Source organism: Pseudoalteromonas sp. 20-92 (genome assembly GCF_030847595.1).
GTDB lineage: Bacteria > Pseudomonadota > Gammaproteobacteria > Enterobacterales > Alteromonadaceae > Pseudoalteromonas > Pseudoalteromonas fuliginea.
Map to the genome: position 1 here is coordinate 60,714 of NZ_JANJGQ010000011.1, position 25,346 is coordinate 86,059.

Annotated in this window: 20 protein-coding genes; 11 read left to right on the plus strand and 9 right to left on the minus strand. The window is 39.4% G+C overall.

Annotation, left to right across the window (positions count from 1 at the left end):
- The first annotated feature begins 39 nt into the window (after window positions 1–39).
- The 3 genes from NRL14_RS11435 (at window position 40) to NRL14_RS11445 (ending at window position 4,030) form a co-directional block, all read left to right on the plus strand.
- Entirely contained in the window at window positions 40–1,407 is a 1,368-nt protein-coding gene (locus NRL14_RS11435; RefSeq protein ID WP_008138724.1) for an alkaline phosphatase PhoX, read from the plus strand.
- Window positions 1,408–1,526: 119 nt separating this feature from the next.
- Complete coding sequence (locus NRL14_RS11440) at window positions 1,527–1,832, plus strand: hypothetical protein (RefSeq protein WP_008138725.1); 306 nt, start codon at window positions 1,527–1,529, stop codon at window positions 1,830–1,832.
- A 77-nt stretch (window positions 1,833–1,909) separates the two neighbouring features.
- Window positions 1,910–4,030: a TonB-dependent receptor gene (locus NRL14_RS11445; protein ID WP_306724703.1), complete on the plus strand. Its 2,121-nt coding sequence runs from the start codon at window positions 1,910–1,912 to the stop codon at window positions 4,028–4,030.
- A gap of 9 nt (window positions 4,031–4,039) precedes the next feature.
- Here NRL14_RS11445 and NRL14_RS11450 read toward each other — a convergent pair whose 3' ends face one another.
- Window positions 4,040–4,717, minus strand: a complete 678-nt coding sequence (locus NRL14_RS11450; RefSeq protein WP_306724704.1) for a ComF family protein — start codon at window positions 4,715–4,717, stop codon at window positions 4,040–4,042.
- Between the two features lie 74 nt (window positions 4,718–4,791).
- Here NRL14_RS11450 and bioH point away from each other — a divergent pair, with 74 nt between their 5' ends.
- From bioH to NRL14_RS11465, 3 genes are all read left to right on the plus strand, one after another.
- Window positions 4,792–5,529: a pimeloyl-ACP methyl ester esterase BioH gene (bioH, locus tag NRL14_RS11455; protein ID WP_306724705.1), complete on the plus strand. Its 738-nt coding sequence runs from the start codon at window positions 4,792–4,794 to the stop codon at window positions 5,527–5,529.
- Between the two features lie 90 nt (window positions 5,530–5,619).
- Complete coding sequence (locus NRL14_RS11460; protein ID WP_007376419.1) at window positions 5,620–5,928, plus strand: hypothetical protein; 309 nt, start codon at window positions 5,620–5,622, stop codon at window positions 5,926–5,928.
- A gap of 4 nt (window positions 5,929–5,932) precedes the next feature.
- Window positions 5,933–6,787, plus strand: a complete 855-nt coding sequence (locus NRL14_RS11465; protein ID WP_007376420.1) for a putative metalloprotease CJM1_0395 family protein — start codon at window positions 5,933–5,935, stop codon at window positions 6,785–6,787.
- 72 nt (window positions 6,788–6,859) lie between these two features.
- Here NRL14_RS11465 and NRL14_RS11470 read toward each other — a convergent pair whose 3' ends face one another.
- The 4 genes from NRL14_RS11470 to greB form a co-directional block, all read right to left on the minus strand.
- Window positions 6,860–9,166 carry a Tex family protein gene (locus tag NRL14_RS11470; RefSeq protein WP_306724706.1) on the minus strand — a complete coding sequence of 769 codons (2,307 nt, stop codon included), beginning with the start codon at window positions 9,164–9,166 and terminating at the stop codon, window positions 6,860–6,862.
- 167 nt (window positions 9,167–9,333) lie between these two features.
- Window positions 9,334–9,915 (minus strand): CBS domain-containing protein, encoded by a 582-nt coding sequence (locus tag NRL14_RS11475; RefSeq protein WP_007376422.1) that lies wholly within the window; start codon window positions 9,913–9,915, stop codon window positions 9,334–9,336.
- A gap of 50 nt (window positions 9,916–9,965) precedes the next feature.
- Window positions 9,966–10,277, minus strand: coding sequence for a hypothetical protein (locus NRL14_RS11480; RefSeq protein WP_007376423.1), 312 nt, complete (start codon window positions 10,275–10,277; stop codon window positions 9,966–9,968).
- A gap of 116 nt (window positions 10,278–10,393) precedes the next feature.
- The gene (gene greB / locus NRL14_RS11485; RefSeq protein WP_007584978.1) at window positions 10,394–10,873 is read right to left on the minus strand and encodes a transcription elongation factor GreB; all 480 of its coding nucleotides are present in this window, start codon (window positions 10,871–10,873) and stop codon (window positions 10,394–10,396) included.
- Window positions 10,874–11,068: 195 nt separating this feature from the next.
- Between greB and ompR the strand changes: the two genes are divergently transcribed.
- Complete coding sequence (gene ompR, locus NRL14_RS11490; protein ID WP_007376425.1) at window positions 11,069–11,788, plus strand: two-component system response regulator OmpR; 720 nt, start codon at window positions 11,069–11,071, stop codon at window positions 11,786–11,788.
- Window positions 11,789–11,793: 5 nt separating this feature from the next.
- Window positions 11,794–13,110, plus strand: coding sequence for a two-component system sensor histidine kinase EnvZ (gene envZ, locus NRL14_RS11495; RefSeq protein ID WP_007376426.1), 1,317 nt, complete (start codon window positions 11,794–11,796; stop codon window positions 13,108–13,110).
- A gap of 674 nt (window positions 13,111–13,784) precedes the next feature.
- Here the strand turns inward: envZ and NRL14_RS11500 are convergent.
- From NRL14_RS11500 to NRL14_RS11510, 3 genes are all read right to left on the minus strand, one after another.
- Entirely contained in the window at window positions 13,785–14,945 is a 1,161-nt protein-coding gene (locus NRL14_RS11500) for a tryptophan 7-halogenase (RefSeq protein WP_008138739.1), read from the minus strand.
- 7 nt (window positions 14,946–14,952) lie between these two features.
- Window positions 14,953–17,955 carry a LodA/GoxA family CTQ-dependent oxidase gene (locus NRL14_RS11505; RefSeq protein ID WP_306724707.1) on the minus strand — a complete coding sequence of 1,001 codons (3,003 nt, stop codon included), beginning with the start codon at window positions 17,953–17,955 and terminating at the stop codon, window positions 14,953–14,955.
- Window positions 17,956–18,525: 570 nt separating this feature from the next.
- Window positions 18,526–20,568 carry a glycoside hydrolase family 97 protein gene (locus tag NRL14_RS11510; RefSeq protein WP_007376429.1) on the minus strand — a complete coding sequence of 681 codons (2,043 nt, stop codon included), beginning with the start codon at window positions 20,566–20,568 and terminating at the stop codon, window positions 18,526–18,528.
- A 161-nt stretch (window positions 20,569–20,729) separates the two neighbouring features.
- Here NRL14_RS11510 and NRL14_RS11515 point away from each other — a divergent pair, with 161 nt between their 5' ends.
- From NRL14_RS11515 to NRL14_RS11525, 3 genes are all read left to right on the plus strand, one after another.
- On the plus strand, window positions 20,730–21,356 hold the full coding sequence (locus NRL14_RS11515; protein WP_306724708.1) for a methylamine utilization protein: 627 nt from the start codon (window positions 20,730–20,732) through the stop codon (window positions 21,354–21,356).
- Window positions 21,346–22,578: a hypothetical protein gene (locus tag NRL14_RS11520; protein ID WP_306724709.1), complete on the plus strand. Its 1,233-nt coding sequence runs from the start codon at window positions 21,346–21,348 to the stop codon at window positions 22,576–22,578. Before NRL14_RS11515 ends, NRL14_RS11520 begins: the two co-directional genes overlap by 11 nt.
- A gap of 64 nt (window positions 22,579–22,642) precedes the next feature.
- Window positions 22,643–24,241: a methyl-accepting chemotaxis protein gene (locus NRL14_RS11525; protein ID WP_306724710.1), complete on the plus strand. Its 1,599-nt coding sequence runs from the start codon at window positions 22,643–22,645 to the stop codon at window positions 24,239–24,241.
- Window positions 24,242–24,315: 74 nt separating this feature from the next.
- Here NRL14_RS11525 and speE read toward each other — a convergent pair whose 3' ends face one another.
- On the minus strand, window positions 24,316–25,179 hold the full coding sequence (speE, locus tag NRL14_RS11530; protein ID WP_008138747.1) for a polyamine aminopropyltransferase: 864 nt from the start codon (window positions 25,177–25,179) through the stop codon (window positions 24,316–24,318).
- Window positions 25,180–25,346 lie beyond the last annotated feature (167 nt).

Here is a 25,346-nt window from a genome sequence, read left to right on the forward strand (position 1 = left end):
CTACCCTCTTTTAAAAGCATTATCGCTATAGGTTTAATTATGGTTTCCAGAAGACAGTTTCTTTTAAGTGCAGGTACGCTCGCATTTATCGGCCTTTCTAAAAGCGCATTTGGTAAAGTTACTTTAGCTAACTTAGCAGATAGCGTATATGCATACGGTGGTTTAATTCCTGATACAAAAAAACTACTCGATTTACCTGCTGGTTTTAGCTACAAGGTTATTTCCCAATTGGGCGATACTATGGATGATGGTTTAAATGTACCGGATAAAGCCGACGGCATGGGCTGTATTGCACTTGACGGCGACACTGTAGCGTTAGTTCGTAACCATGAACTTTCACCTAAAAATATTAAGCACGCAGCAACGAGCATTAAGTTGCATAAAACGCCTTTAGCTTACGATATATTTGATGATGGCGTAGCGCTCCCAGGTGGTACAAGTCACATAATTTACAACATTAAAGAGCATAAAAAAGAACAAGAATTTCTATCGCTCTGCGGAACAATAAGAAATTGCTCTGGTGGTATTACACCATGGGGAAGCTGGCTTACCTGTGAAGAAACCGTGGCTAATCAGGCTGATGGATTAGGTAAATCTCACGGCTATATATTCGAAATACCCGCTACTGCAAAAGGTTTGGTAAAACCAGAACCACTTGTTGCAATGGGACGATTTAACCATGAAGCAGCTGCAATAGATCCACGCACAGGCATTGTTTATCTTACTGAGGATAGAGGCGATAGCTTATTTTATCGATTTATTCCCAATGAATTTGGCAAGCTTAGTAAAGGTGGCAAGCTACAAGCAATGGTTATTAAAAAACACTCGCAATTTGATACCCGCAATTGGAGTGAATCAACAATGCTTAAACATACACCGATGGATGTTGAATGGATTGACTTAGATGAGCCACAGAGCCCAAAAGATGATTTAAGAATTAGAGGTTATAAACAAGGGGCTGCACTGTTTGCTCGTGGCGAAGGTGTACACTGGGGCGAAAACGAGCTTTATTTTTGCTGCACGAATGGTGGTAAAGAACAGCTTGGTCAAGTTATGAAATACCAGCCATCAGAGTTTGAGGGTAGAGAAAGTGAAGGCTCTGCCCCAGGTAAGATAGAGTTGTTTGTAGAAAGTGAAGATGAATCATTATTTAATTTTGGTGATAATTTAACAGTCGCACCGAATGGCCATCTTATTGTTTGTGAAGATCAGTATACCGATATTGTTGATAACCATTTGCGTGGAGTAACGCCAAATGGAGATGTTTATACATTTGCTCGCTTAACCGAACAAACAGAGCTTGCAGGCGCGTGTTTCTCTCCTGATGGTAATACACTATTTGTAAACGTATATTCACCAACTAAAACATTAGCAATAACGGGCCCGTGGAATAGCTTTAAAGGATAAAAGGTTAAACCTGTTGAGTTGATAATTTTAGAATCGATTAACAGGTTTAATGTACATGATAGATAAAAAGTAAATTAATTTATCGACATAAACACCTGTAACGTTATAGTATATCTATTATGCCGAGATTTACATTACATTCACTTCGAAATCAAACAACACTAATAAAATATGCATTAGTGCTTGTTGTGCTATTCAGTGTTTTTTCTGCTTGGCACGATACTTCTCACGTATTAAAGACAGATCAAGAATGTGAACTCTGTTTAAGCTCTATTGATTTAGAGCATTCAATACCTGCTAAAGTGACTCTGTTTGAGTCAGACTTTCATTCTTTTTCTTCAATAAAATTAAATAGCCAGCACTTTCACAGCGTGTTTGTTGCTATTACAGGTAATAGAGATCCACCGTTCGTTATTTTTAATTAATCAGTTAAACGTATTTTAAACGCTCGTTATTTAACAATAGTGAGTGAGTTTTATTGTGTATTTTTAGAGATAACAACATGAAAAATAACTATTCACCTTTAGTGCTAGCCTTATTAACGGCAATGAGCAGCACCGCGTATGCAGCCGACAAAAACCTTCAAAAAGATGAAACCGATATAGAAAGAGTCTTAATTACAGCGTCGCCAATAAAGCGTACGGTGCTTGAGTCAAGCACCCCTGTAACAATTTTAAGTGGCGAAGAGTTAGATCAAAATCAAGCTGCAACGTTAGGCGATACTTTGAAAAATGTACCCGGCGTACATAGCTCTTATTTTGGACCGGTTGCGAGTAGCCCAATAATCCGTGGCTTAGACGGGCCACGAGTCAAAGTTGTCCAAAACGGTTTAGGTGCTTCTGATGCTTCGCGTGTAGGGCCTGATCATCAAGTTTCAACCGAGACCTCTACCGCCACTCAAATTGAGGTATTAAGAGGCCCAGCTACACTTCTCTACGGAAGCGGCGCTATTGGTGGAGTGGTAAATGTGGTTGATAACCGCTTACCCTCACAAAGGCAAGAAGGCGTAAGTGGTGAAGTATTTGCACAGTACGATAATGTTGCAGATGCTAAAACTGTTTCAACAGATTTAAATGCAGGCTCAGGTGACTTTGCTTTCCATGTTGATGGATATACTCGTAAAACCGACGATTATAAAATTCCGCTACCCGCAAATATAGATGAAGAGGGCGGTAGTACAACTCTTGCAAACTCAGACATTGATGCCAGTGGCTATAACTTTGGTGCGGGTTGGATAACAGATGATACGCGAGTTGCTTTTTCGTATGGTCATATGGACTCTGAATACGGTTTACCGGGCGAAGAAGGCGTATTTATAAAGCTAAACCAAGATCGCTACCAAGGCGTAGTTGACTGGAATAATTTGGATGGTTTTATAAAAGCCGTGCATTGGCAAAATGCCTATACAGATTATGAGCATTCTGAAATTGAAGGTGTTGAAATTGGCACTACGTTTAAAAACGAAAGCATAGAATCGAGATTATGGGCTGAGCATGCACCTGTATATGGCTGGAAGGGTGTTGCTGGCTTACATTATAATAAAAGTGATTTTGAAGCGATTGGTGAAGAAGCATTTACCCCGCCTACTAAGACAGACAGTATTGCTGCATTTTTAATGGAAGAAAAAGAAGTTGGTCCACTTTTATGGCAATTTGGTGCACGTGTTGAGCAATTAACGCATGATGTAAATAATGACTTTTTCACAGGATTAAGCGGTTCAAATAGTGTTTCGTTTGATAACAAAGATTACACTGCGGTATCAGGGTCAGCTGGGGTTGTTTGGAGTATTGATGATAGAAACTCTTTAGCTTTTAATTACGCGTATTCACAGCGTGCACCATCGGCTTCAGAGATATACGCATACGGCCCTCATATTGGGTCGGGCACTTATGAAATTGGCGGTGGTTTTGAGCTTGACGACGACAATGGGCAATATAATGTTGTTCAAACTGATGAAAGCGTAGAAAAAGAGATCTCAAACAATATAGATATTACTTATCGTTATAACGCGGATACATGGAATGCGAGTGTTAGCGTATTTAATAATGAAGTAGATAACTATATTTTTGAAGATTTTACCGATTTAGTTATCAGCGATGGGGCTTTTATTACATCAGCTGATTTTGAGGATCAAGTTGCTATATCAGGAGGGTCGGATGAAGAAAGTGACGGCTTGCCAGTCGTTTTGTTTTCACAGCAAAACGCGCGTTTATATGGCTACGAAGCACAAGTTGATTGGCATTTAAACGATGACTGGCGCTTAGAGGTATTTACTGATTATACCCGCGCTAAATTAGATTCAGGCGGTAATGTACCAAGAATGCCACCAATGAGATTTGGATCATCTGTTCACTACGAGTATGGAAATTGGCATACCGAAGTCGAAGTTATTCGTAACGCTAAGCAAGACAAAGTAGCCGAGAACGAAACGCAAACAGATGGCTATACAATGCTATCTGCCTCAGCTAATTATTACCTTGATTTAGGTGATGTCGATATGACAATTTATATTAAAGGCGATAACTTAACGGACCAAGAAGGTCGAGTGCATTCGTCATACTTAAAAGATGAAGCACCTCTACCTGGTCGTTCAGTTAGCCTAGGTATAAGAGCTCGTTTTTAATCGTTAAAACTAAATAGGTGTTAAACACGTTGTAAAAGCCCAAACGTGTTTAGCGCCGGCTTGCTTTAAGGCGTATGTAGCTGCATTAAGTGTTGCACCTGTTGTCATTACATCATCAACAATAGCGACGGTTTTACCGCGCATATCCTCTGTACAAATAAAGGCATTTTTTAAGTTTTTAATACGCTTTTTTTTTGATAGTTTTGACTGAGCCTGTGTTTTTTTGTCGCGAATAAGTACGTTACTCAATGGTAAGTAATTAGTTAAACATGGATACCATACTTGGCTGACTTGATTAAATCCACGGTCCAAAAAACGATTTTTATGCAGTGGTAAAATAACAAAAGCATCAGGTAAGTTTTGGCTCTGAGCAAACAGTTGTACAAGCTGTTTTTTAATGACTTGCTGCAATGCCTTTTTATAATGAATTTGGTTATTAAATTTAAGTTGTTTAAGCCAGTGCTCAAATGGAGGTTGATAAAATGCGCATGCAAATAACATATCAAACTCACAATTGGGAAACATTTCAACAATATCGGGTCGGTGCAGTAAATTAGTATGCTTACTAAAATCAAATAACGGTAAATCTTCAAGGCAATAATCACACAGCCCTAAATTAGCTGTAATCGGGCTTTGGCATTGCACGCAATAAGAGGGAAATAACCAATTTAAAATGGCTTGTTTCATTGATTCACTCCGTGCATTACAACCACCTATTTAAACGTTATGATAAGCCTAAGTTTGGTAAAGGTTAGGCAAATATGCAAAACGAATTAGTGTTATTACATGGTTGGGGAATGAATCAGGGGGTATGGCAGTTGGTTCAGCCAGAGCTTGAATTTTTATATTCAGGGAATGTACGCAGCCTTGACCTACCTGGGTTTGGTAATAGTATTGCTTGTCCAAGCCCTTATACACTCCATGATGCAGCCGCACTTTTGAGTGAACAACTAAAACCACAATCAATTTTAATGGGCTGGTCATTAGGTGGCTTATTTGCACTGTATATTGCTAAGCATTGGCCTGAAAAAGTGTCAAAAGTAATATTGGTTGCATCAACGCCATTTTTTGCAGAGCAAATAGATTGGCCTGGTATTAATTCCAAAGTATTAGAACAATTTAAAGACCAACTAGTTAATCATAGAGAAAAAACGATAGAGCGATTTTTAGCAATTCAAGCGATGGGAAGTGAGTCGGCAAGGGATGATATAAAGCAACTTAAACTATTACTAAATCAGTACAGCGCACCAAATACTGAAGCGCTTATGGCAGGTTTGGATATTTTAAAAAGCGAAGACCTGCGTGAGTTATTTACTCGTTGCCCGGTCTCTATTAAAGGTATATTCGGGCGTTTAGATGCACTTGTACCTTATAAAGCGATTGCGGAAATATCAGCACTAAATACTGAGTTTGAATATGAAGTGCTTGATAAAGCATCGCACGCCCCATTTATTTCTCATAAGAGAGAGTTTTTATCTGTCGTTAAATCAATGCTTTAAAATTGAGCTGAAAATAGCGCAGTTTAAAGCTTTATTTTGTGCATAAACTGAGCGATAATTAAGCAATGTTAATTTGGTGGAGGTTTTAATATGCCAATCGGATCTGTATTTAATAACGGTGTTGAAGGATTTAATCGTGCTAGCCAAGGTATCGAAAAGGCCAGTGCTGAGATTAATCGTGCCAATATTGAACAGCAAGACGACGCGCAGTTAGCGCAGCAACGTCAGCTTACGGCAGCACGCCCTGAAGAAGCTATTACAGCACCAGTAGCACAACCAGCCCGTGTTGATGAAGCACTTGTTAATTTAAAAGTTGAAGAGTTTAACGCTAAGGCAAACACGCAGTCAATCCAAACCGCCGATGATGTACTTGGCACGTTAATCGATATTAAAGTTTAATATTATGAATATTGTCACGCCATTTCCATCTATTAATATAAACACAGCAAATGTTTATACGGAAACTGCACGACGTGACAACCAACTACGCGAAGTCATTCCTGCACCAGCATCAAGTAGCGCAAGTAATACCGAAACTAAAGCCCAAAGTGACGCTGAAAAAGCGAAGTTGCCAGGTGGAAGTGATAGCGTAACATATGATGCAACGGGAAAAACAACAGACGAAAAATCAGTTCAACAACGCGATGAAAACTCAGAAAACCCTGAAGGCTCTGAACAAGAAAACGAAGCAAGTGAGCAACAAGAATTAGAGCAAGAAGAGCTGCAATTAGAGCAAGAACAGCTACAAATTAAAGAGCTAAAGGCTCGAGATACCGAAGTCAGAATACACGAACAAGCGCATGCCTCTGTAGGTGGACAACATGCAGGTTCGCCAAGTTATGAATATCAACGCGGGCCCGATGGTACTAATTACGCAGTTGGCGGAGAAGTACAAATTGATGTATCAGAAATACCCGGCGACCCACAAGCGACGATTGATAAAATGCAAACGGTGCGCGCTGCTGCATTAGCACCTGCTGAGCCTTCGGGAGCTGATCGCTCTATTGCTGCAGATGCTACGCAAAAGCTAGCAGCGGCTCAGGCTGAGCTTGCACAACCTGAAAAAGAAGATGACGAAGACGCAAAAAGTAAACTTGAAGCTTCATTCTCTAGCGATGAAAGCAGCGATACAAAAACAGCTAAAAGTGACGAGCAAACACGTGATGCCGATGTTGAGGCACGTGCAGGGCGTATTGCTAACTTTTATCAAATGGCGACATCGCCAGCGAGCCAAAGTAGTTTTTCAGCGTTAAGTTAATAATCTAGCAAAACATAACCACAAAAAAACCGCTTACGCGGTTTTTTTCGTTTTAGCTTAGCTGTACAACTATTATTTTTTTACTTTAGCATTAGCGAACGCATCGGCAAATGCATTACCCATTAACGCATTACCATTGTCACGTTTAGGCTTTGCAGCACGAGTTTGTGGCTTTTGCGTAGCTGGAGCTGCTGACTTATTACTTGTGTCAATTTCGTCATCTAAGCGCATAGTAAAGCTTATGCGCTTACGTGCAGCGTCTACCTCAACTACTTTAACCTTTACAATATCACCAGCTTTAACAACTTCACGCGGATCTGATATAAATTTATTCGTGATTGCTGAAATATGCACTAAACCATCTTGGTGAACACCTACATCAACAAACGCACCAAAATTAGCAACGTTTGAAACCACGCCTTCTAAAATCATACCTGGTTTTAAATCACTAATTTTTTCAACACCGGCTTTAAACTCAGCTGTTTTAAATTCAGGACGAGGATCTCGACCTGGTTTATCAAGCTCAGTAATAATGTCGGTAACGGTTGGTAAGCCAAATTTTTCGTCAGTGTAATCGTTAGCAGCAAGTTTAGTTAAAAAGTCGCTGTTACCAATTAGGTTACTGACATCGACGCTATTGCGTTCACAAATACGTTTAACAACAGGATAAGCTTCAGGGTGAACTGATGAGTTATCTAGCGGATCGCTACCATTGTTAATACGTAAAAAACCAGCCGCTTGTTCAAATGCTTTTGGCCCTAAACGCTCAACCTTTTTAAGCTCACTACGTTTAGTAAATGTGCCGTTAGCATCGCGATAATTAACGATATTTTGCGCTAATGTTTTGTTCAAACCAGATACGCGTGTAAGTAGCGGTACCGATGCCATGTTTAAATCTACGCCTACTGAATTTACACAGTCTTCAACAACGGAGATAAGGCTTTGGCCTAATTGGCTTTGCGATACATCGTGTTGGTATTGGCCAACACCAATTGATTTTGGCTCAATTTTAACAAGTTCAGCAAGAGGATCTTGTAGGCGGCGCGCAATAGAAACAGCGCCTCGTATAGAAACATCTAAATCTGGAAATTCATTAGCTGCAAATTCAGAAGCTGAGTAAACCGATGCACCCGCTTCGCTAACCATAATTTTACTAAGTTTAAGTTCGCTGTTTGCTTTGATAATTTCAGCAACTAACTTATCTGACTCGCGTGATGCAGTACCGTTACCAATCGCAATTAGCTCAACTTTATGCTGACGACAAAGTTGCTCTAACGTACGCACTGATTTATCCCAATGATTTTGTGGTGCATGAGGGAAAATAGTTTGTGTAGCTAGTAATTTACCTGTGCTATCAACAACGGCAATCTTACAGCCAGTTCGAAGGCCTGGATCAAGACCTAAAGTAGTACGAGGGCCTGCAGGTGCTGCCATTAATAAATCTTTTAAGTTTTTAGCAAATACGTCGATTGCACCAGCTTCTGCTTTTTCGCGCATGGCTGCAAAAAATTCGTTTTCTAAATGCAGCCCTAATTTAATTTTCCACGCCCATTGCACAACGTTTAATAACCAAGGACTTGCCGCTTTATATTTAATATCTAAACGGTAATGCTCAGCAATCATGTTGGCACAAAGTTGCGCTGAATTTTCAGCACTAGGCTCAGGGTTAACATTTAACTGAAGTACACCTTCATTTCGAGCTCTCAGCATTGCAAGTGCGCGATGCGAAGGTACTTTTTTTAGAAGCTCTTGGTGTTCAAAGTAATCACGGTATTTAGTGCCAGCTTGTTCTTGGCCTTTAATAACGGTACTTTGAATTGCGCCATTTTGGCTAATGTGGCTTCTAAATTTAGCAAGTAGTTTTGCGTCTTCAGCAAAGCGCTCCATTAAAATAAACTTAGCACCTTCAAGCACTGCCTTTATATCAGCAAAGCCTTTTTCGATATTTATAAACTGTTCAGCTTGTTGTTCAGGATCAAGGTTAGCATTTTTAAACAGTGCATCAGCAAGTGGCTCTAATCCGGCCTCAATTGCTATTTGGCCTTTAGTACGGCGCTTCGCTTTATACGGGAGATATAAATCTTCAAGTTCAGTTTTGCTTTGCGCAGTACTAATATCTGCCTTTAACTCTGCTGTTAATTTATTTTGAGATTCGATGGTTGATAAAATAAAGCTGCGGCGTTCTTCTAGTTCACGTAAATATGATAAACGCTGTTCTAAAAGGCGTAATTGGGTGTCATCTAAGCCACCGGTTACTTCCTTTCTATAACGAGCAATAAAAGGCACAGTTGCACCTTCATCAAGTAACTTTGTTGCAGCAACAACTTGCTGTTGTTGTGCATTTAGCTCACCGGCTAAACGTGCAGAGATATCGCTCATGCAAAAACCTTTTTAAACAAAAATAAGACCAGTTAGTAAGTTAACTGATACGACTAATTGCTTGAATAATATCACACGAGGTTGTAATAAAAAGCTCTTAAAGCAAGCTATTTTCCTTGCTTTAAGATGGTTGGCTTGATTGGGTAATTATAGCCTTAAAAGAGCCCCTAGTGAGGGTGCTCTATGTTTTCTAATACTTCACTGAATGAATTAGCTATGGGGGTAATATGCAGAGGGATATGTAGCGCTTTAGTAATTTGACGTGCTGAGATTAAACCGCAAATTTCATTGTCAGTTGTAGTCACTAATAAAAACATCACCCCTTGATGCTCCATTGTTTGCAACGCATCACCAATACATGCGTAGCTTAAGCTTTGCATACTTACACTCATTAACTGACTTATTGGTGTCATTATGTGGCGTAAGCTAACTTCATTACGCGGTGTATTTAAACGCTGGGCAATAATCGTGATTTTTGAGCTTTGTAAATCAGCACTTGAAACTATTCCAATTAATTTTTGGTTGTCGTCCGTTACTAAGACAAAATCAGATTGTTGAGCGCTAATCTGTTTTAGTGCTGCTTCAATTGTTGTTTCATACTGGGCGCGGACAGGTGTTTTTTGAGTGAAATTATTTACCACTTTTAATGCCGGAGAGGCTAAATCAATTAATGGTTGGTCATCTGCAAATGTGCTTGCAATAACGCCGTGAGAAATGCTTTGAGTACGTAATTCTTTAAAGTTAGACATAGTAGTCACCTTAGTCGTTATAAAATTTAATTAAGTTGTAAAATAATGAATTAAATTAAATAGCTAGGTGGTCCGCGTTGGTACGCAGTGCTAAAAGGTCTGTTTAGATTAGTGCTCTTATAAAAAGAATCTACGACATTAGGAAGTGGTTGAGGCGACCTAAAGGTAATAGTATTAACGTGAGAGTCTACGTCAAAATCGAGGTTTGCCTGGTCAGGAATATCACAAGCAATAAAGTGATTAGATAGTTTAGCGTTATCAAGGTTTACTTCAGTGTTATTGGCATGCAGAGTCAAACTTACACTCATTAAAAGTGCAAACAATACGGCATTATTTAATATGCGCTGTACTATGTTTGACATACCCACGACCTTAATTAACTGCTTTCAAATTAAACAAATCAACTTGAATAATTCATTTATAGCTTATTGACCTAATTTACACAATCAAAAGTTAACATGATCTGAATCAAAACTTTTTATTTCTTTTTTTGGTAATCAATACTGTTTACATACCATTGCTTTTTACCCTGAGGAGTAGGTACTTCAAAGTCGTCATCTACTTGCTTTTTAATCAATGCACGCGCCATAGGTGAGTCTATTGATATGTAATCTTTTCGGTCGTAAATTTCATCAGGTCCGACAATTCTGAATTTTTTAGTTTCACCTTCTTCGTTTTCAATTTCGACCCATGCACCAAAAAACACTTTTCCATCTTGAACGGGAGAGTAGTCGATGATTTTTAAATCAGGTATGCGTTTGCGTAAATAGCGTACACGACGGTCAATTTGGCGTAGCAAACGCTTGTTATATTGATAGTCAGCGTTCTCAGAGCGATCTCCGAGACTGGCCGCCCAGCTGACTATTTTTGTTACTTCTGGGCGTTTAACGTTCCATAGTTGGTCGTGTTCTTGTTGTAATTGTAAGTAACCTTCGCGGGTAACTAAATTTGTTTTCATGGTGAATTCTTTATTAACTCTAATGGTGTGCACGTTATTAAATTTGCCAAAACTTGTCGAGCGTAAAATGTAATAAAGTACGAGCAAGTAAGCTTTGAAATGTTCAGTAACAATCTAAGCAAGTAATTAGTTTTTGATTATTCAGTTTTTCATTTATATTAACTAATAATTGGATATAAAAATAAGAAAGAGATTATGGGACACGAGACCACAAAAGTATTAGTTGTTGATGACGATATGCGCTTACGCAGTTTGCTCGAACGTTACTTAGTAGAGCAAGGCTTTATTGTTAGAACCGCAGGAAATTCGGAGCAAATGGACAGACTCCTTGAGCGTGAAAATTTTCATCTAATGGTTCTCGATTTAATGCTTCCAGGTGAAGATGGATTGTCAATTTGTCGTAGGTTACGCCAAAAAGAAAACGAAATCCCTATTGTTATGCTCACCGCTAAAGGCGATGAAGTAGATCGAATTATAGGTTTAGAGCTCGGTGCTGACGATTACATCCCAAAACCATTTAATCCACGGGAATTACTTGCGCGTATTAAAGCTATTTTACGCCGCCGCGCAAAAGAAGTGCCAGGCGCCCCTGCTGCTGAAGAAAACTTGATCGCATTTGGTAAATTCACCCTTAATTTAGCAACGCGCGAAATGAGTGAAGGGGACAAAACAATATCGCTTACCAGTGGTGAGTTTGCAGTGCTTAAAGCGCTTGTTTCGCATCCACGAGAGCCACTTAGCCGCGATAAGCTAATGAACTTAGCGCGTGGGCGTGATTACAGTGCGCTTGAGCGAAGTATTGATGTGCAAGTGTCGCGACTTCGACGCATGATTGAAATTGATGCTGCCAATCCGCGTTATATTCAAACCGTATGGGGTTTGGGGTATGTATTTGTTCCTGATGGTGAAAAGTAATTTATATGGGATTTTTTCCGCGTAGTGCGTTTGGACAAACGGTTTTTTTGGTAGCCGCATTATTACTAATAAACCAAATAGTGTCTTACGTTACAGTAAGCTTATATGTTGTAAAGCCTACAATTGAGCAAGTAAATTTAATGCTCGCAAAGCAAATAAAAACTGTATTTATAGATTGGGAAGACGGCATTGAGATAAACGACGAGGTTTCAGAAAAGTTTTTTGAAATCACTGGAATTGAAGTAATGACTCAACGTGAGGCAATGCGTAATGGGTTAGGGCAAACTCGTGAGTATTCGGGGTTATCGCGCAGTATGACGAAACAGTTAAATGGCTTCTCGCGTGTGCGCATTAGCCAAACTGGTCCACTCATATATTGGGTCGAAGCCCCCCAAGCTCCAGGTTACTGGGTTAAAGTACCGTTAACTGGTTTCCAAGAGAATAATTTAGAATTTTTAACTTTTTATTTATCAAGCATCGGATTTTTAAGTGTGTTAGGTGGGTGGTTGTTTGCAAGGCACCTCAATAGGCCGCTTAAAGCGTTACAGCAAGCTGCAATAAAAGTTGGTAAAGGTGATTTTACTACTAAGTTAGCAGAGGAAGGTTCAACAGAAGTGATAGAAGTAACGCGCGCGTTTAATCAGATGTCGCGGGGTATTGCTGCACTAGAGAATGACCGCCGTTTATTAATGGCTGGTGTGTCACATGATTTACGCACGCCGCTTACACGCATTCGTTTAGCGACTGAAATGATGGCTGAAGCTGATGAGTACTTACGCGAAGGTATTATTTACGATATTGAAGACATGAACGGTATTATCGACCAATTTATCGAGTACTTACGCCATCATAAGCGTGAAGAACTAACCTGTGAAAATATAAATGCACTGGTGGCTGAAGTTATTCATTCGGAGCTAAAGCATCAACGTGTAATTACGTTTAAAGAGAACCCAAGTATTGGCAATATACCGCTAAGCTCTGTGGCTATTAAGCGTGTAATAACAAACATGATTGGTAATGCGCTGCGTTATTCACAAGATGATATAGAAGTACTTAGTTATTTTAGTCCAAATAAAAAATATGTCGTTATTGCAGTAAACGATAATGGCCCCGGCATTCCTGAAAGTGAGTTAGAGTCCGTGTTCGAACCATTTAAGCAAGGTGATGCTGCTCGAGGGAGCGAAGGCAGTGGTTTAGGGCTGGCAATTATCAAGCGTATAGTAGATATGCACGATGGAAAAGTGATGCTTGAAAATCGTCCCGAAGGCGGGCTAAGTGCGCAAATATACTTGCCTATAAAAGTAACTAACCAAGCTGTTTAAAGCGAATAGCTGTGTAGTTACTAACTGTAAACTAAGTGTTTAATACCAAATAGACTTACAAGGTATAAGCCATATGATTACCTCCACATATTTCAAAATACATGTGCTATGTACGGTCAGGCATTAATCGTTTTTATTAGGGTATTGTATACAGCTTTTTCGTAGTGTTTTTTATAATGGAGCAAAATAGAGTGTTTGTATCGCTTCTTAGCATGCTTTTGAGCTGTTACATCATTAATACATTAATACCAATTCGTAATAATCTTTGAGCAATTTGAGAGCTTAAACTTGACGCTAACTGTGTTAAATATTTCTTATATAGAACAACTAAATAACGAATTTTTGCCTTATTATCGACACTGTTTTCTTACCTCAAAATAGCTTACTTAATTAAGCAGATTGGTATTACGAAGATTAAATAGTGACCTTACTTTTTATAGCTACTTGATTTGTAATTATTCGAGTAGTTAGAAAAATTATTAGCATTGGATAGCTAATATATATTTTTACTCCCCATAAATGCCAAACATGCTCAGCCCTTTGGGTTTGCCCTAGAGACGGTTTACTTTTACTTAGCCCACTAGGTTGCAAACTTCCTGCGATAACTAAATCACCCCTAGCTAAAGTAGCTTTAGTCATGAAAGATCAACACTCTAGCGTAAAAATAATCATGGTTATGCTTTATATTGATGTCTGCGTTGCCAAAAAGGCATTTTAGACCAGCGCTGTTCTTGGTTATAAAAGAAATGTTGATGGTGTAAATAATGACGCCATATTTGCTCTATTTGCTGTTGGTAAGTTTTGTTAAAGTGCTGTTGTATATCATTGTCGATAATGTTTAGTATATTTGATTTTTTAAGCAGTAATGCGAGTTGCATCGCATTTGCCATTGCGTTAAAAATTCCTTGTGATGACAAGGGATCAAAGCTTATAGCTGCATCACCTAATGCGGCCCATTGTTGACCTGAAAAGTTGTTCAAACGTGTTGAGTTAGCACTTACAATGCCCTGTAAATTTAGCGTTTTTTGATTGTCATTTAGTAATTTTGCGAGTGATGAGTGTTGTTGAGCATACTTAATAAAGTATGCTGGATCGCGATGCAGCCCCTTAGGCATTAGGTCTGAATCAGTTTGGAAGGCTAAAACACGCCGCTGGTTTGGAAGTGGAGCACTGTACCACCAACCATTATTAGTTGAGTGAATATTGCCCAGTTTATTTTCGCTATTGTCATCTAAAGTTGCCCAGCATGATATGAGGCGATCACTTTGCTGGCGATCGGTATACTTTTTGGCAAAATGTGCTTGGCGACCAGTTGCATCAATAACGAATGGACATACTATGCTTACTTCCTGATCTTCATTTAAGTCTGAATTTATAAGTGTAATATGCCAAGAGTTTTCTTTGTATTGACTGTTAATTAATTTAGCGGGCCAAATGCATTCTACGCCTCGCTGTTGGGCTTTTTCACGTAAAAACAACTCAAACCTTTTTCGGTCTAGTCGCCAGCCGAAACCATCAGGGTTATTGAGGTTATCTGCAATGTGCAGGGCTTCTTGACCCCAACTTATTTGCATTCCGGCATTAGGCAAATGATGAGGAAGTGCAATATCCGTTTCTAATCGGCTTTCAAATTCAGTTAGTAAGTTGAGTTGTTTTAAAATTCGTCTTGCTGCGGGTGCTAAGCACTCTCCAATACGTTCTTCAGGAGATGCTGATTTATCGATAAGCGTCACCTTATAAGAATCGCACAAAGCAAGCGCGGCAATACATCCAGCCACGCCAGCACCAATGATCACAACACTGTTTTTTGCGTCCTCATTTTTAATCATTGGCATAGCGATTTCAACGTCCTTTGATGCGATGAAAACGGTTGGCTTTTTCGGTCACGCCTAAATCTACTTTGCTTCGATTATGAGTCAAATCTACAGAGAGAGTAACGTTACTATGTTGTATTGCTTTACTGGCTAAGTTAACTAAACCTTCGCCTGCTTTATTATGAGGTAGCATGCCTACCTGCATAGTGTTGGGGAATTGTTCGTCGTTAATAGCACCAGTATGTGTTTGTACAATAGCAAGTTCTGCAAAGTGCTCAACCATACTATTTATTTGGTTGGTATAGGTTGCAGGGTTACCATGTAGGGGCAAGTCATCAAGCCAATCTGTTCTATATGCAAACGCTTGCTGGCGGGTACTATCAGATAATGATGTATCAAGAACCTGTTGATAGCGTCGTTGATTCATTATTTGATTGGGAACACGAGCTGGCCAAAATGTGGGTAAAAATGGGTCATACTCAGAGCTATAACCATCGCGACAACTGGCCGTGTCAGTTTGCCATGGAATAGCCATCCAACGTGTGATCCCTCCTGCTACTTGGCCACCAAACAAAGGGCCTTTTGCTAAAGTATAAATATCATGATTCATAATAGGCCCATAATAACAATGATCACTTTGTGTATCAGGTAATGCATGTTTTAGTCGAAATGGAGACATATACATTCCGGCCGTTCGCATTGGCCAAGTCATCTCACAGCCTGGATGAAATGCATCAGCAAGGCAAAACTCCATTGCACCACGCGTTAGCTGTTCAGGCTGTTCGGCAACAGGGTAGTCATCAATAGTTGGTGGCTGAGTTGGCACAGGGCAGCGTGATTGTGGTTTGTAATCATTAATGAAATCACCTTTTACCCACTGGTCTAAAAACGACAATTGTAAATTAGACAAAGTCGCATGCTGGCGTACTGAGCCTGTTGGAGGGATGCTAATAGCGTCACCATATAACCAAGGCCATAGTTGAGGTGCTTGTGCACCTGATACATCAGTTCGACGAAAGTTATTAGATAAAGTCCGGCGGAGCTCTTGATATGCAGGTGATGGGTCACTAAGTTTTGCCAACCATTCTGGAGTCGTATAATCAAATTGACCACCCCAGCCGAATGCACCAGCAAAGCCGCTATTAACCCACTGTAAATTGGTCATCCTAGAAAATATAGGTTGAATATCCTCTGTGAATGATGGGCGTTGTGGCCGTGCTAGCATGCTACTATTAACAGCAACATCGCGCATTAAATCCCACATAGTACGAACTGATTTTTGCATAGGCGCATAATCAGGCGGCGCACAAATGACCCAAGCTGGTTCAACTCTTAATGCAACACCATTATGAGCAACCTCGGCAGTAATTGGGCCATCGGATATATCGTCATACCAACCTTCGTTGTTGGCGAAAGTTACCGCAATATCGCCTTTTAAATTACGGGCAACACCATGTCCTCCTAACATTATTAATCGACCGTGGTTATCGCTGCGCATCTCGCCTAAGTAGACATCTTCGTCCATAAACTTACCAATAAAGTTATGTTCGTTTTTGCTATTTACGTTTTTACCACTTAGCTTGCGCTGACCACCATTAATATGAAGTTTATCTCGGTCTGCTACATTATTATTACGCAGTAGCGAAGGTGGAGCGTCTGCGGCTTCAGGAATATCTAAAGCAATTTGAAACTCGTACCAAGATGATTTTTGATTGGCGAGTTGGGCGTGCCATGTGATATCTGCATTATCTAGTGTAAGCTCTTTTATAGCCTTACCTGCAGCGTTAAAACCATAAATTCTAAACTCTGCAGCTTGGCGTTTAAGTGCACCGCTTTTATCGCGATACGCATATTCGTCACTATTGGGAACTGGTTGAGGTTGCTGCGGACCAATAAAATAATCGTCCTTGCTGTTGCCAACGCGCATTACGCCAATAGGAGGGTAAATTCCGGCATAAACAATACATTCAGAATCCGCTTCTTGTGCTTGTTCTGGATTGAAGTTAGTTAATTTAGTTGGCTCTTGTAGCTGTTGTCCGTTAGCTGTGTGACGTGCTTTTGCACTGGCTGCATAGGCTGACTTTCGTGCAAGTGCGATACTGCCAAGTGGTTCATGGGCGGCTAAAGTACGCCAAATATTAAATGCCAAGTTACTACCAAGTTCGGCTTGGCCAATTGCTGTAATATTTTGTTGTGCTAGATGTAGACGAGCAATACACACATAAGGACTTTGTTGAGTGCTCCATACTGCTTGAGCGTCATCGAGTGGCATTGTTTCTGGATTTGTACGTAGTTGTACCTCAAATCGGAATTTAGCACTCCCTTCTCGTAATCGTCGCTGTAAATCTAAAGCAAGGTAATTGTTATCAACGCATGGCGCGCCGACTTCACTCTCTTCAGGAACTAAGCGATATTTAACAATTTGTTGATCACCTAGCTTGAATGGCAAAATAGCCCAATATTTGGCACTTAAGCAGCTCGATTCAACTTTTTGCATGTCGTTTAGGATGTTAGCAACGTCACTATTTTTAGGGTCATTTAGGTAAGCATCATAATCTTTATCAATCACACCTGCTGTTGTAAATTGGCACATCTGTTGCGCATTTTTAGTGAAAAAACGATCCATATTTTGAAAAATAAAATCAGCGGTATTGCTTTCACCAATTAATTTATCTCCATTGACCGCAAACAACTTCATTGCTAAACCAAGTGTGCTGTGTAAATCGGGGGAGGAAGGAGTGGTATCACTCGAAAAACGTATGGCGCATTCATATTCACTTTTAGAAAAAATACCAATTTTGAATTGCGGGTCTATGTCTGGATTAATTTTAAACTTACCGTATGCGATGCCATGTTGCTTTCTAAAAACGGCACGTTGCGCAGGTTGTTGACCTTTATCAATACGTGGTACTTGGCCGAGGCCAACAAACATCTCAGTTAAACGTCTACAGGCTTGTTCAACACTTTCATTATCTGACCAACAAGGTATGTTGTTAGCTGATGGTTTTGTTGGATTTTCTTTTTTAGCCATTGTAAGTATTCCTTTTAAGCTATTGAGATATAATTTGGTTTTGAGAAAATATTGTATTTTTATTAATTTCAGCTGCGTGATTTTTACGAAAAAAAGAATAAAACTACCGTTGTTATTTGTTTTCAATATTGCATTCGGAATGCTGTGAGATTGGCAATCGAGATTGCAAGAAATAGGTATTAAATGCCTAAGCTGTATGAGTAACCACTTTTTATGTTTTTCTTCGTTTTAGCTGCAACTTAGGATTATTGTTATCCAATACTAATTTTTTTATGTGGAATTATTGATAAAGGTAGATGATGCAGCTAAAGAAATCTATTACAGAGTATTACAGCAAATAGCATATCTAAAAAAGAATAGGTGAGGCTGACAAAGGGTTATTTAAAAAGTGTGTGTTTGGTTTGTAGGCAAGGCTGCGCCTAATGTACATGGTTATCCCTCATAAATACCAAGTAAGTGCACGCTGCCATTTAAGTTACAAGCTTCGCACCGCGATTAAATAGCATCTGGGTTGAATTTCAATCTTGAAAAGCCAATAGCCCAGGTTACTTGGTATATTTTTTGTGTTATTTAAAGTGCTTTAAAGCGAATTGCTGTACCACCACTTGTTGCTAGTTTTAAAGTAAGCTTATCGTTTGCAGTTACAATACGTTTCTCGATAGTTAAATCGTATGGGTTATTTTTCCACTCGGCATTTTCACCGTCTTTATAAATTTGTGCTTCAAATTTTTTGCCTTGCTCTAAAAAATCGAGTTTTACTTTAATCGTACGGGCTTTTTCATCGGTAACGGCACCCAAGTACCAATCGTTTCCTGAGTATTTACCACTTTTACGCTCTTTGCGGGCAAATACAATAAAGTCTCCTACTTCGCCATCTAGGGCAATACTTTGCTGCCAATCGGTGGGAACATCTTGGATAAATTGAAATGCGTCGGGCTTCGCTAAGTAATTTTTAGGTAAGTCGGCCGCCATTTGAATTGGGCTATACAAAACAACATAAAGCGCCAGCTGTTTGGCAAGTGTAGTTTGTGGGCGATTTGTGTCATCACCTAAGCCATTAAAGCTCATATCAAAAATACCAGGTGTAAAGTCCATTGGGCCTGCAAGCATGCGGGTAAAGGCAAGCATTGGTATGTGTTCAGGTGGGTTAGGCGGGGAGCCCCATGCGTTAAATTCTTGTCCACGTGCGCCTTCACGCGCAATCCAATTGGGGTAGGTACGGCGCAGGCCCGTATCTTTAATCGGCTCGTGGGTATTTATACTAATTTTATGCTTTGCGGCAAGTTTTATGTTGTAAAGATACTCGTTAACCATAAACTGGCCGTCGTGCCATTCATGACGAGCTATGCCGTTTTCATCTATGCGTTTAATATTCCCGCCATCAGCTACGTAACCTGTTTTTACCTGGCTTACGTTTAATTTTTCGTAAAGAGCAAAGGCGTCTTCCATTTGATCACGATAGTTGCTCACATTACCTGACGTTTCGTGATGACCAATGAGCTGAACGCCTTTTTCTTTGCCATATTGTGCAAGTGTTGCAATATCAAAATCGTCATAAGGTTTTGTAAAATTAAATACATCGCCATTAAAATACCAATCACCATCCCAGCCAATATTCCAGCCTTCAACTAATACGCCATCAAAACCGTGTTGTGCTGCAAAATCCATATAGTATTTAGTTGTTTTTGTGGTTGCTCCGTGTTTTTCGCCGCTCCCCCACGTTTGTGTTTCTATGTGCATTCCCCACCAAATACCGACGTATTTACCAGGTTTAATCCACGATACATCGTCGAGCTTATTTGGCTCGTTTAAATTTAAAATAATATCCGAATTAACTAAATCAACAGCATGTTCGCCCATTTGGATTGTACGCCACGGGGTATTGAATGCGCCTTGTTTTTTAACTGCAATACCGTCTGACCAAGGTGTTAAATCTGCCTGAAATGTACCAGGGCGACGCTGATTAAGCACCATGGCGGCGTAATCAACAAGTGCAGCTTCGTGAATACTTAAATGTATGCCATCTTTATTTTTAAAGGTAAATGGAGTGTGCACTAAAGCTGCGTCATTAAGCGGGGTGGTGTTATAAACATACTCATAACGGTTCCAACCACGAGCAGGTATCCACCATGCTGTTGCATTGCTACTGTCGGCTATTGCAAACTCGGTAAGCTCTTTGGTTATTTCTGTTTTTTCGAAACCTATTTGTTCAGGCACTTCGTACCTAAAGCCAATACCATTATTAAAGGCTCTAAATTTTACGGTGAAAGTACCACCTTGAGGCTGTGATTTATTAAATGTTACGGCAACTTCATTATGCTTATCAGTCACTGTTTGGCGCTCACCCCAAGGCAGCTGCCATTGAGTATTAACGGTTTGTTTTTGGGTTTTTGCTATTTTAAAGCCTTCGCTAAAAGGTGCTTGTTGTTTAAATTCAAACCCTAGAGCGGAGCTTGTTATTACTGGTCTGTTTTTAAAATCAATAGAATATGTTGGAGTATTTAGTTCGTCTGATATAGTTATTTTTATATTGCCATTAGGAGATTGCAACGTCGCTGTTTGAGCAAAACAACTGCTCGAAAAAGCTAAAAGTAAAAGTGTTGATGTTCTCATTATGAGATCCTTGGTATGCCAGTATGAATTAACCAGCATAAAGGCAGTTATTAAGGAATACGAACTTCTACATACGTATTCAATGTTATAAAAAATAGAAAGAAATAAGTAATCTAACCGGTCTATAATATAAATAAGTTGAAAATAAGAATGGTAAGCGAATGATTAAGTATTTAATTTTTATAATATCAATGGTTTTAAGTTGGCAAGCAGCGGCAATTCAAATAACAATTAAAAATACAAAAGATGAACCAATGGCGAATGCCGTCGTGTGGCTAACTGCAAAAAACACTTCAGAAGCAATCATTGCACCGGATGCGCCTTATGCAATGAGTCAAAAAAACAGAGAGTTTACACCACGCATTTTAGTTGTACCGCAAAACGCTAAAGTGGAGTTTCCAAATGCAGATTCTATTATGCATCATGTGTATTCGTTTTCTAAGGCTAAAACATTCGAATTAAAGCTATATAAAGAACAACCTAAAGCGCCCTTGGTGTTTGAGCAAACCGGTGTTGTAGAGCTTGGGTGTAATATTCATGATTGGATGCTGGGTTATATCGTTGTGGTTGATAGCACTATTTTTGCTATTACCGATATAACAGGAAAGGTTGATTTAGCAGCACCTTTAGGAGAATACACTCTCAATGTATGGCATTCAGGATTTGGTGATATTAGTAATGTTGAATCAGAGAGTGTAACTGTAAATTCAGCCCCACTTACTTATAAAATAAAGCAAACTATAACCGAACAGATTGATTTTGCCACGGACGAATTCGATGATTACTAATAACTTACTAAAGCTGACACTGCTGTATTGTATTGTATTTTTTAGTGGTGCGCTAAGTGCACAGGTAAAAGGCTTAATACAAGTTAGAGCAGTGCAAGGTGATGATACGCTTAGTTTTCAAGAGGGCGGTATTGGATTGTATCGGCACGATGCTAAAAGCGATGAGCTTATTTTATCACAAGGTATTTTAGATTTTAATGTTGATTTAGCATCTAGTTGGTCGGCTCATGGTGTACTGAATATAAATCAAGACCCTGATGTGGCTTTAGGTTTAACGCAAGCTTACATAAAGTACCAACCGTTATCTAACAGTAACTATAAATGGCATGTACGTGTAGGTGGCTTTTATCCATTAATGTCTTTAGAAAACCCAGATATTGGCTGGACGTCGCCATATAATTATACAAATTCAGCAATTAATAGTTGGATTGGTGAAGAACTACGTACTGTCGGAGTTGAGGTTACTATAAAGCGACCTGCAAAGCGTTTTAATAGTGCACATGGCTTTAGTGTTATAGGAGCTACATTTAAAGGAAATGACCCGGCAGGTACATTGCTCGCATGGCGTGGTTTTGCATTACATGACAGGCAAACAACATTTAACGAAGGCGTCAGGTTTGCACCTATAGCAGCATTAAATGAATCCCAATTACGTTGGCAAGCTAACCAAGTATTACCGTTTGAAGAGGTGGATGGTCGCTTTGGTTATTATGTGGGTATGCACTGGGATTACTTAAAACAATCACAATTTCGAATTTATTATTATGATAACAATGGCGATCCGACCAAACTTAATATTAGCTCAGGACAATATGCGTGGGATACTCGGTTTACCAGCGCCGCATGGCTCTATAAGTTAAATAAAAAAACACGCCTCATTGCGCAAGTATTAAGTGGTAAAACTGAAATGGGATATAATGCGTTAATAGACAATACATACTATAGTCATTATTTAATGATGAGTCATAAAGAAGGTAAGCACAGAGTATCGTTGCGTTATGATTATTTTAAAGTTACAGATAACGATACCACTGTATTTGACCCTAATGGCAGTCATGGTGAAGGTCTAACTGCAACATGGCGTTATCAGTTGAGCGAAAAGTTACAAATAGGTGTTGAAGGGGCTACTCTTAAAAGTGTAGTTGAAAATAGAGCTGCAATTGGCTTTAAACAGTCTATTTCACAACAGCAAGTAATGCTTAATATGCAATGGAAATTATAAATTTAATGCATGTGTTGCCTTTTTAAAATTTAGTTATAGTGTGTAATCCCGTCAGGAGTGATAAATGAATTTGCATAGTATTCGCGTTAAAGTTTCTTTTCCTATAGTGATTTTAGGAATTGCAGTATTGTCGTTAATTATTGGCTACACCCATTTAATTAATCTACAAAAAAATGCATTGGATGTGCAATCTGAAAAATTTATTAAGGCAACTTCACTCGCATTAAATGCGGATCGTGACTTATATCAAGCTAAGGTCGCAGAGCTAAATCTTGTTACGCATACTAATAATATTGAAAAATATAAGGCAGAACACAAAGAAAATGCAGCGCAAGTAATACAAAAATTAAAGCAGTATTTGGATCTTCTCACGGATTACCCAGAAATCAAAAATGAATTTAGAAGTTTTGATGCTACTTTTAATGCTTGGCATAATGCCTCTAACGCTCATATGGCTGATAAGAGTGAGGCAAAGCAGTTTGAATCGGAACAGACATTTGCTGATTTAAGAGTAAGGCTTGACCGCGCTGGAGAGTTAGCTGAAAAAACTTCCGAACAAGAAATTAATAAATTATCCGAAAAAATAGAGTCGACTAAGTTGATGATGTTAGTTTTCGTTATAATTATTTTATTAATAGCCGTTTGGTTTAGCTACATAATACCTAAACAGTTAACGCAACAAATTAATTATGTTACAGAACGTATTAATGATATTGCATCGGGGGATGGTGATTTAACGGGGCGTATACAAGTAACATCTCAAGATGAGTTTGCAGATCTTGCTACTAGTTTTAATGGCTTTTTAGATAATTTACAGCAGCTCATTCGCGATATTTTAGAGCAATCAAAAGAACTAAATACGCTAGGTGCAGAGCTAAGTAAGGTTGCGAATCAAAATAACAGTGTAAACCAAGCTTTAGGTCAGGCTTCTGAGTCTATAGTCAGTGCTGTACATGAAATGAGTGTAGCAAGTAGAGAAGTTGCAGGAGTTGCTCAACAATCTTCGAGTGAGGCTGATAACTCTTTAAATTTGGCGCAACAAGGTTTAACTGCCGTTGCTAATTCGAGCGCTCGTATTGTTTCTCTTTCACAAAATATGGATCAGGCGATGGCGCGCTCAACTGAACTACAACAAAGTTCAGATAACATAGCCAAAGTATTAGAGGTTATTCGTGCTATTGCGGAGCAAACCAATCTATTAGCATTAAACGCGGCAATTGAAGCAGCACGTGCTGGCGAATATGGCCGAGGGTTTGCTGTTGTTGCTGATGAAGTCAGAACGCTTGCAACACGTACACAGGTCAGCACTAACGATATTCAACAAATGATTGAGCACTTTGCGACAAGTGTTGAGCAATCTATAAAAGCAATTGATGAAGGAAAGCAGTTTGCTGATGATGCTGTGGGGTCATTTACTCAAACTAATGATGTACTTAATGCAATGCAAAGCTCGTCAACTAAAGTGAACGATATGGCAATGCAAACAGCGCAGGCTACAGAAGAGCAAACTACGGTCGCCGACGAAATAAGTCAAAATTTATCATCACTAAATGATCAAACTGTTGAAGGTGTTGCACTTGCACGAACAACTGAAGATGTATCTAAAAAAATGGAACAATTAACCGATGAGTTAAATCGTTTAGTGCATCGTTTTAAAGTTTAAACAGTGAGCTATTAAAACAATCAGGGGCCTATTAGGGCCCCTTTTTAATGCAATTTATATCTAAGTGAATGGGACTATTTTTTATCGAATGCGCGTTTCATGTAGTTAGGTGTAGCGAGTGCACCATGGTGAATACCGCTGTTGTAGTATTCACTTTGCTCAGCTATTTGTGCTGCGCCGTCTTCTCTGAAACCGTCAAATGCTTGTGATTTACGTGCAAGTGTTACCGACCATAAACCGCTTGGGTAAATTGGTTGTGGGAATGGCAGTGTTTGTAAATCGTTAAAGCCTACGCTTAGCATTGCTTCGCGCATTTCAACTAACAATGGCATATGCATAAGTGGCGATTCACTTTGTTGTACTAAAATACCACCTGGGCGCAGTGCATCTAAACAGCTTGTGTAAAACGCATGGTTAAATAAACCTTCACCTGGACCCACCGGATCGGTGCCATCAACAATAACCACGTCGATAGATTCGCCAGCGGCTTCGCGCATGTATTTAATACCGTCGTCAAACATAACCGTTGCACGGGCGTCGTTGTTAGATTCACAAAGCTCTGGGAAGTACTTTAACGACATTTGCGTAACTACTTCGTCTATATCTATTTGCGTTACAGTTTCTACGCCTGGGTGTTTTAATACTTCGCGTAAAGTACCGCAGTCGCCGCCGCCAATAATAACGACGTTTTTAGGGTTTGGGTGCGCTAAAAGTGCAGGGTGGCTGATCATCTCATGGTAAAAGAAGTTTTCGCGGGTTGTTACCATAGTACACCCGTCGATGATCATTAAATTACCAAAGTCTGTGGTTTCAAACATTTCTACCTTTTGAAAAGGAGACTGTTTTTCATCTAACTTTTTATTAATACGTAATGAAAATGCGCTGCCATCGCGGTCGCTAATTTCAGTAAACCACTTACTTTGATCTAAATTTGCCATAGTTACTATTACACTTTTTAGGTTGAGTATGAAAAAGGGGCAATTCTGCCAGTGCTTGGCGTTTTGCTCAATGACATTTTAACTGATTTGACGAATAAAGTTAGTTAGGAGTGAGTGAAAGTTCAATTTTTGTTAGCCTAGTGGATAGTGACGTATTAAAATGCGCC

What these genes read in the sequence shown, in the direction of transcription:
- NRL14_RS11505 (WP_306724707.1), bottom strand. Translation starts at nt 17,955, where the DNA reads ATGGCTAAAAAAGAAAATCCAACAAAACCATCAGCTAACAACATACCT.
- speE (WP_008138747.1), bottom strand. Translation starts at nt 25,179, where the DNA reads ATGGCAAATTTAGATCAAAGTAAGTGGTTTACTGAAATTAGCGACCGC.
- NRL14_RS11515 (WP_306724708.1), top strand. Translation starts at nt 20,730, where the DNA reads ATGATTAAGTATTTAATTTTTATAATATCAATGGTTTTAAGTTGGCAA.
- greB (WP_007584978.1), bottom strand. Translation starts at nt 10,873, where the DNA reads ATGAAAACAAATTTAGTTACCCGCGAAGGTTACTTACAATTACAACAA.
- NRL14_RS11465 (WP_007376420.1), top strand. Translation starts at nt 5,933, where the DNA reads ATGAATATTGTCACGCCATTTCCATCTATTAATATAAACACAGCAAAT.
- NRL14_RS11435 (WP_008138724.1), top strand. Translation starts at nt 40, where the DNA reads ATGGTTTCCAGAAGACAGTTTCTTTTAAGTGCAGGTACGCTCGCATTT.
- ompR (WP_007376425.1), top strand. Translation starts at nt 11,069, where the DNA reads ATGGGACACGAGACCACAAAAGTATTAGTTGTTGATGACGATATGCGC.
- NRL14_RS11440 (WP_008138725.1), top strand. Translation starts at nt 1,527, where the DNA reads ATGCCGAGATTTACATTACATTCACTTCGAAATCAAACAACACTAATA.
- NRL14_RS11445 (WP_306724703.1), top strand. Translation starts at nt 1,910, where the DNA reads ATGAAAAATAACTATTCACCTTTAGTGCTAGCCTTATTAACGGCAATG.
- NRL14_RS11525 (WP_306724710.1), top strand. Translation starts at nt 22,643, where the DNA reads ATGAATTTGCATAGTATTCGCGTTAAAGTTTCTTTTCCTATAGTGATT.
- bioH (WP_306724705.1), top strand. Translation starts at nt 4,792, where the DNA reads ATGCAAAACGAATTAGTGTTATTACATGGTTGGGGAATGAATCAGGGG.
- NRL14_RS11500 (WP_008138739.1), bottom strand. Translation starts at nt 14,945, where the DNA reads ATGCCAATGATTAAAAATGAGGACGCAAAAAACAGTGTTGTGATCATT.
- NRL14_RS11460 (WP_007376419.1), top strand. Translation starts at nt 5,620, where the DNA reads ATGCCAATCGGATCTGTATTTAATAACGGTGTTGAAGGATTTAATCGT.
- envZ (WP_007376426.1), top strand. Translation starts at nt 11,794, where the DNA reads ATGGGATTTTTTCCGCGTAGTGCGTTTGGACAAACGGTTTTTTTGGTA.
- NRL14_RS11450 (WP_306724704.1), bottom strand. Translation starts at nt 4,717, where the DNA reads ATGAAACAAGCCATTTTAAATTGGTTATTTCCCTCTTATTGCGTGCAA.
- NRL14_RS11520 (WP_306724709.1), top strand. Translation starts at nt 21,346, where the DNA reads ATGATTACTAATAACTTACTAAAGCTGACACTGCTGTATTGTATTGTA.
- NRL14_RS11475 (WP_007376422.1), bottom strand. Translation starts at nt 9,915, where the DNA reads ATGTCTAACTTTAAAGAATTACGTACTCAAAGCATTTCTCACGGCGTT.
- NRL14_RS11470 (WP_306724706.1), bottom strand. Translation starts at nt 9,166, where the DNA reads ATGAGCGATATCTCTGCACGTTTAGCCGGTGAGCTAAATGCACAACAA.
- NRL14_RS11480 (WP_007376423.1), bottom strand. Translation starts at nt 10,277, where the DNA reads ATGTCAAACATAGTACAGCGCATATTAAATAATGCCGTATTGTTTGCA.
- NRL14_RS11510 (WP_007376429.1), bottom strand. Translation starts at nt 20,568, where the DNA reads ATGAGAACATCAACACTTTTACTTTTAGCTTTTTCGAGCAGTTGTTTT.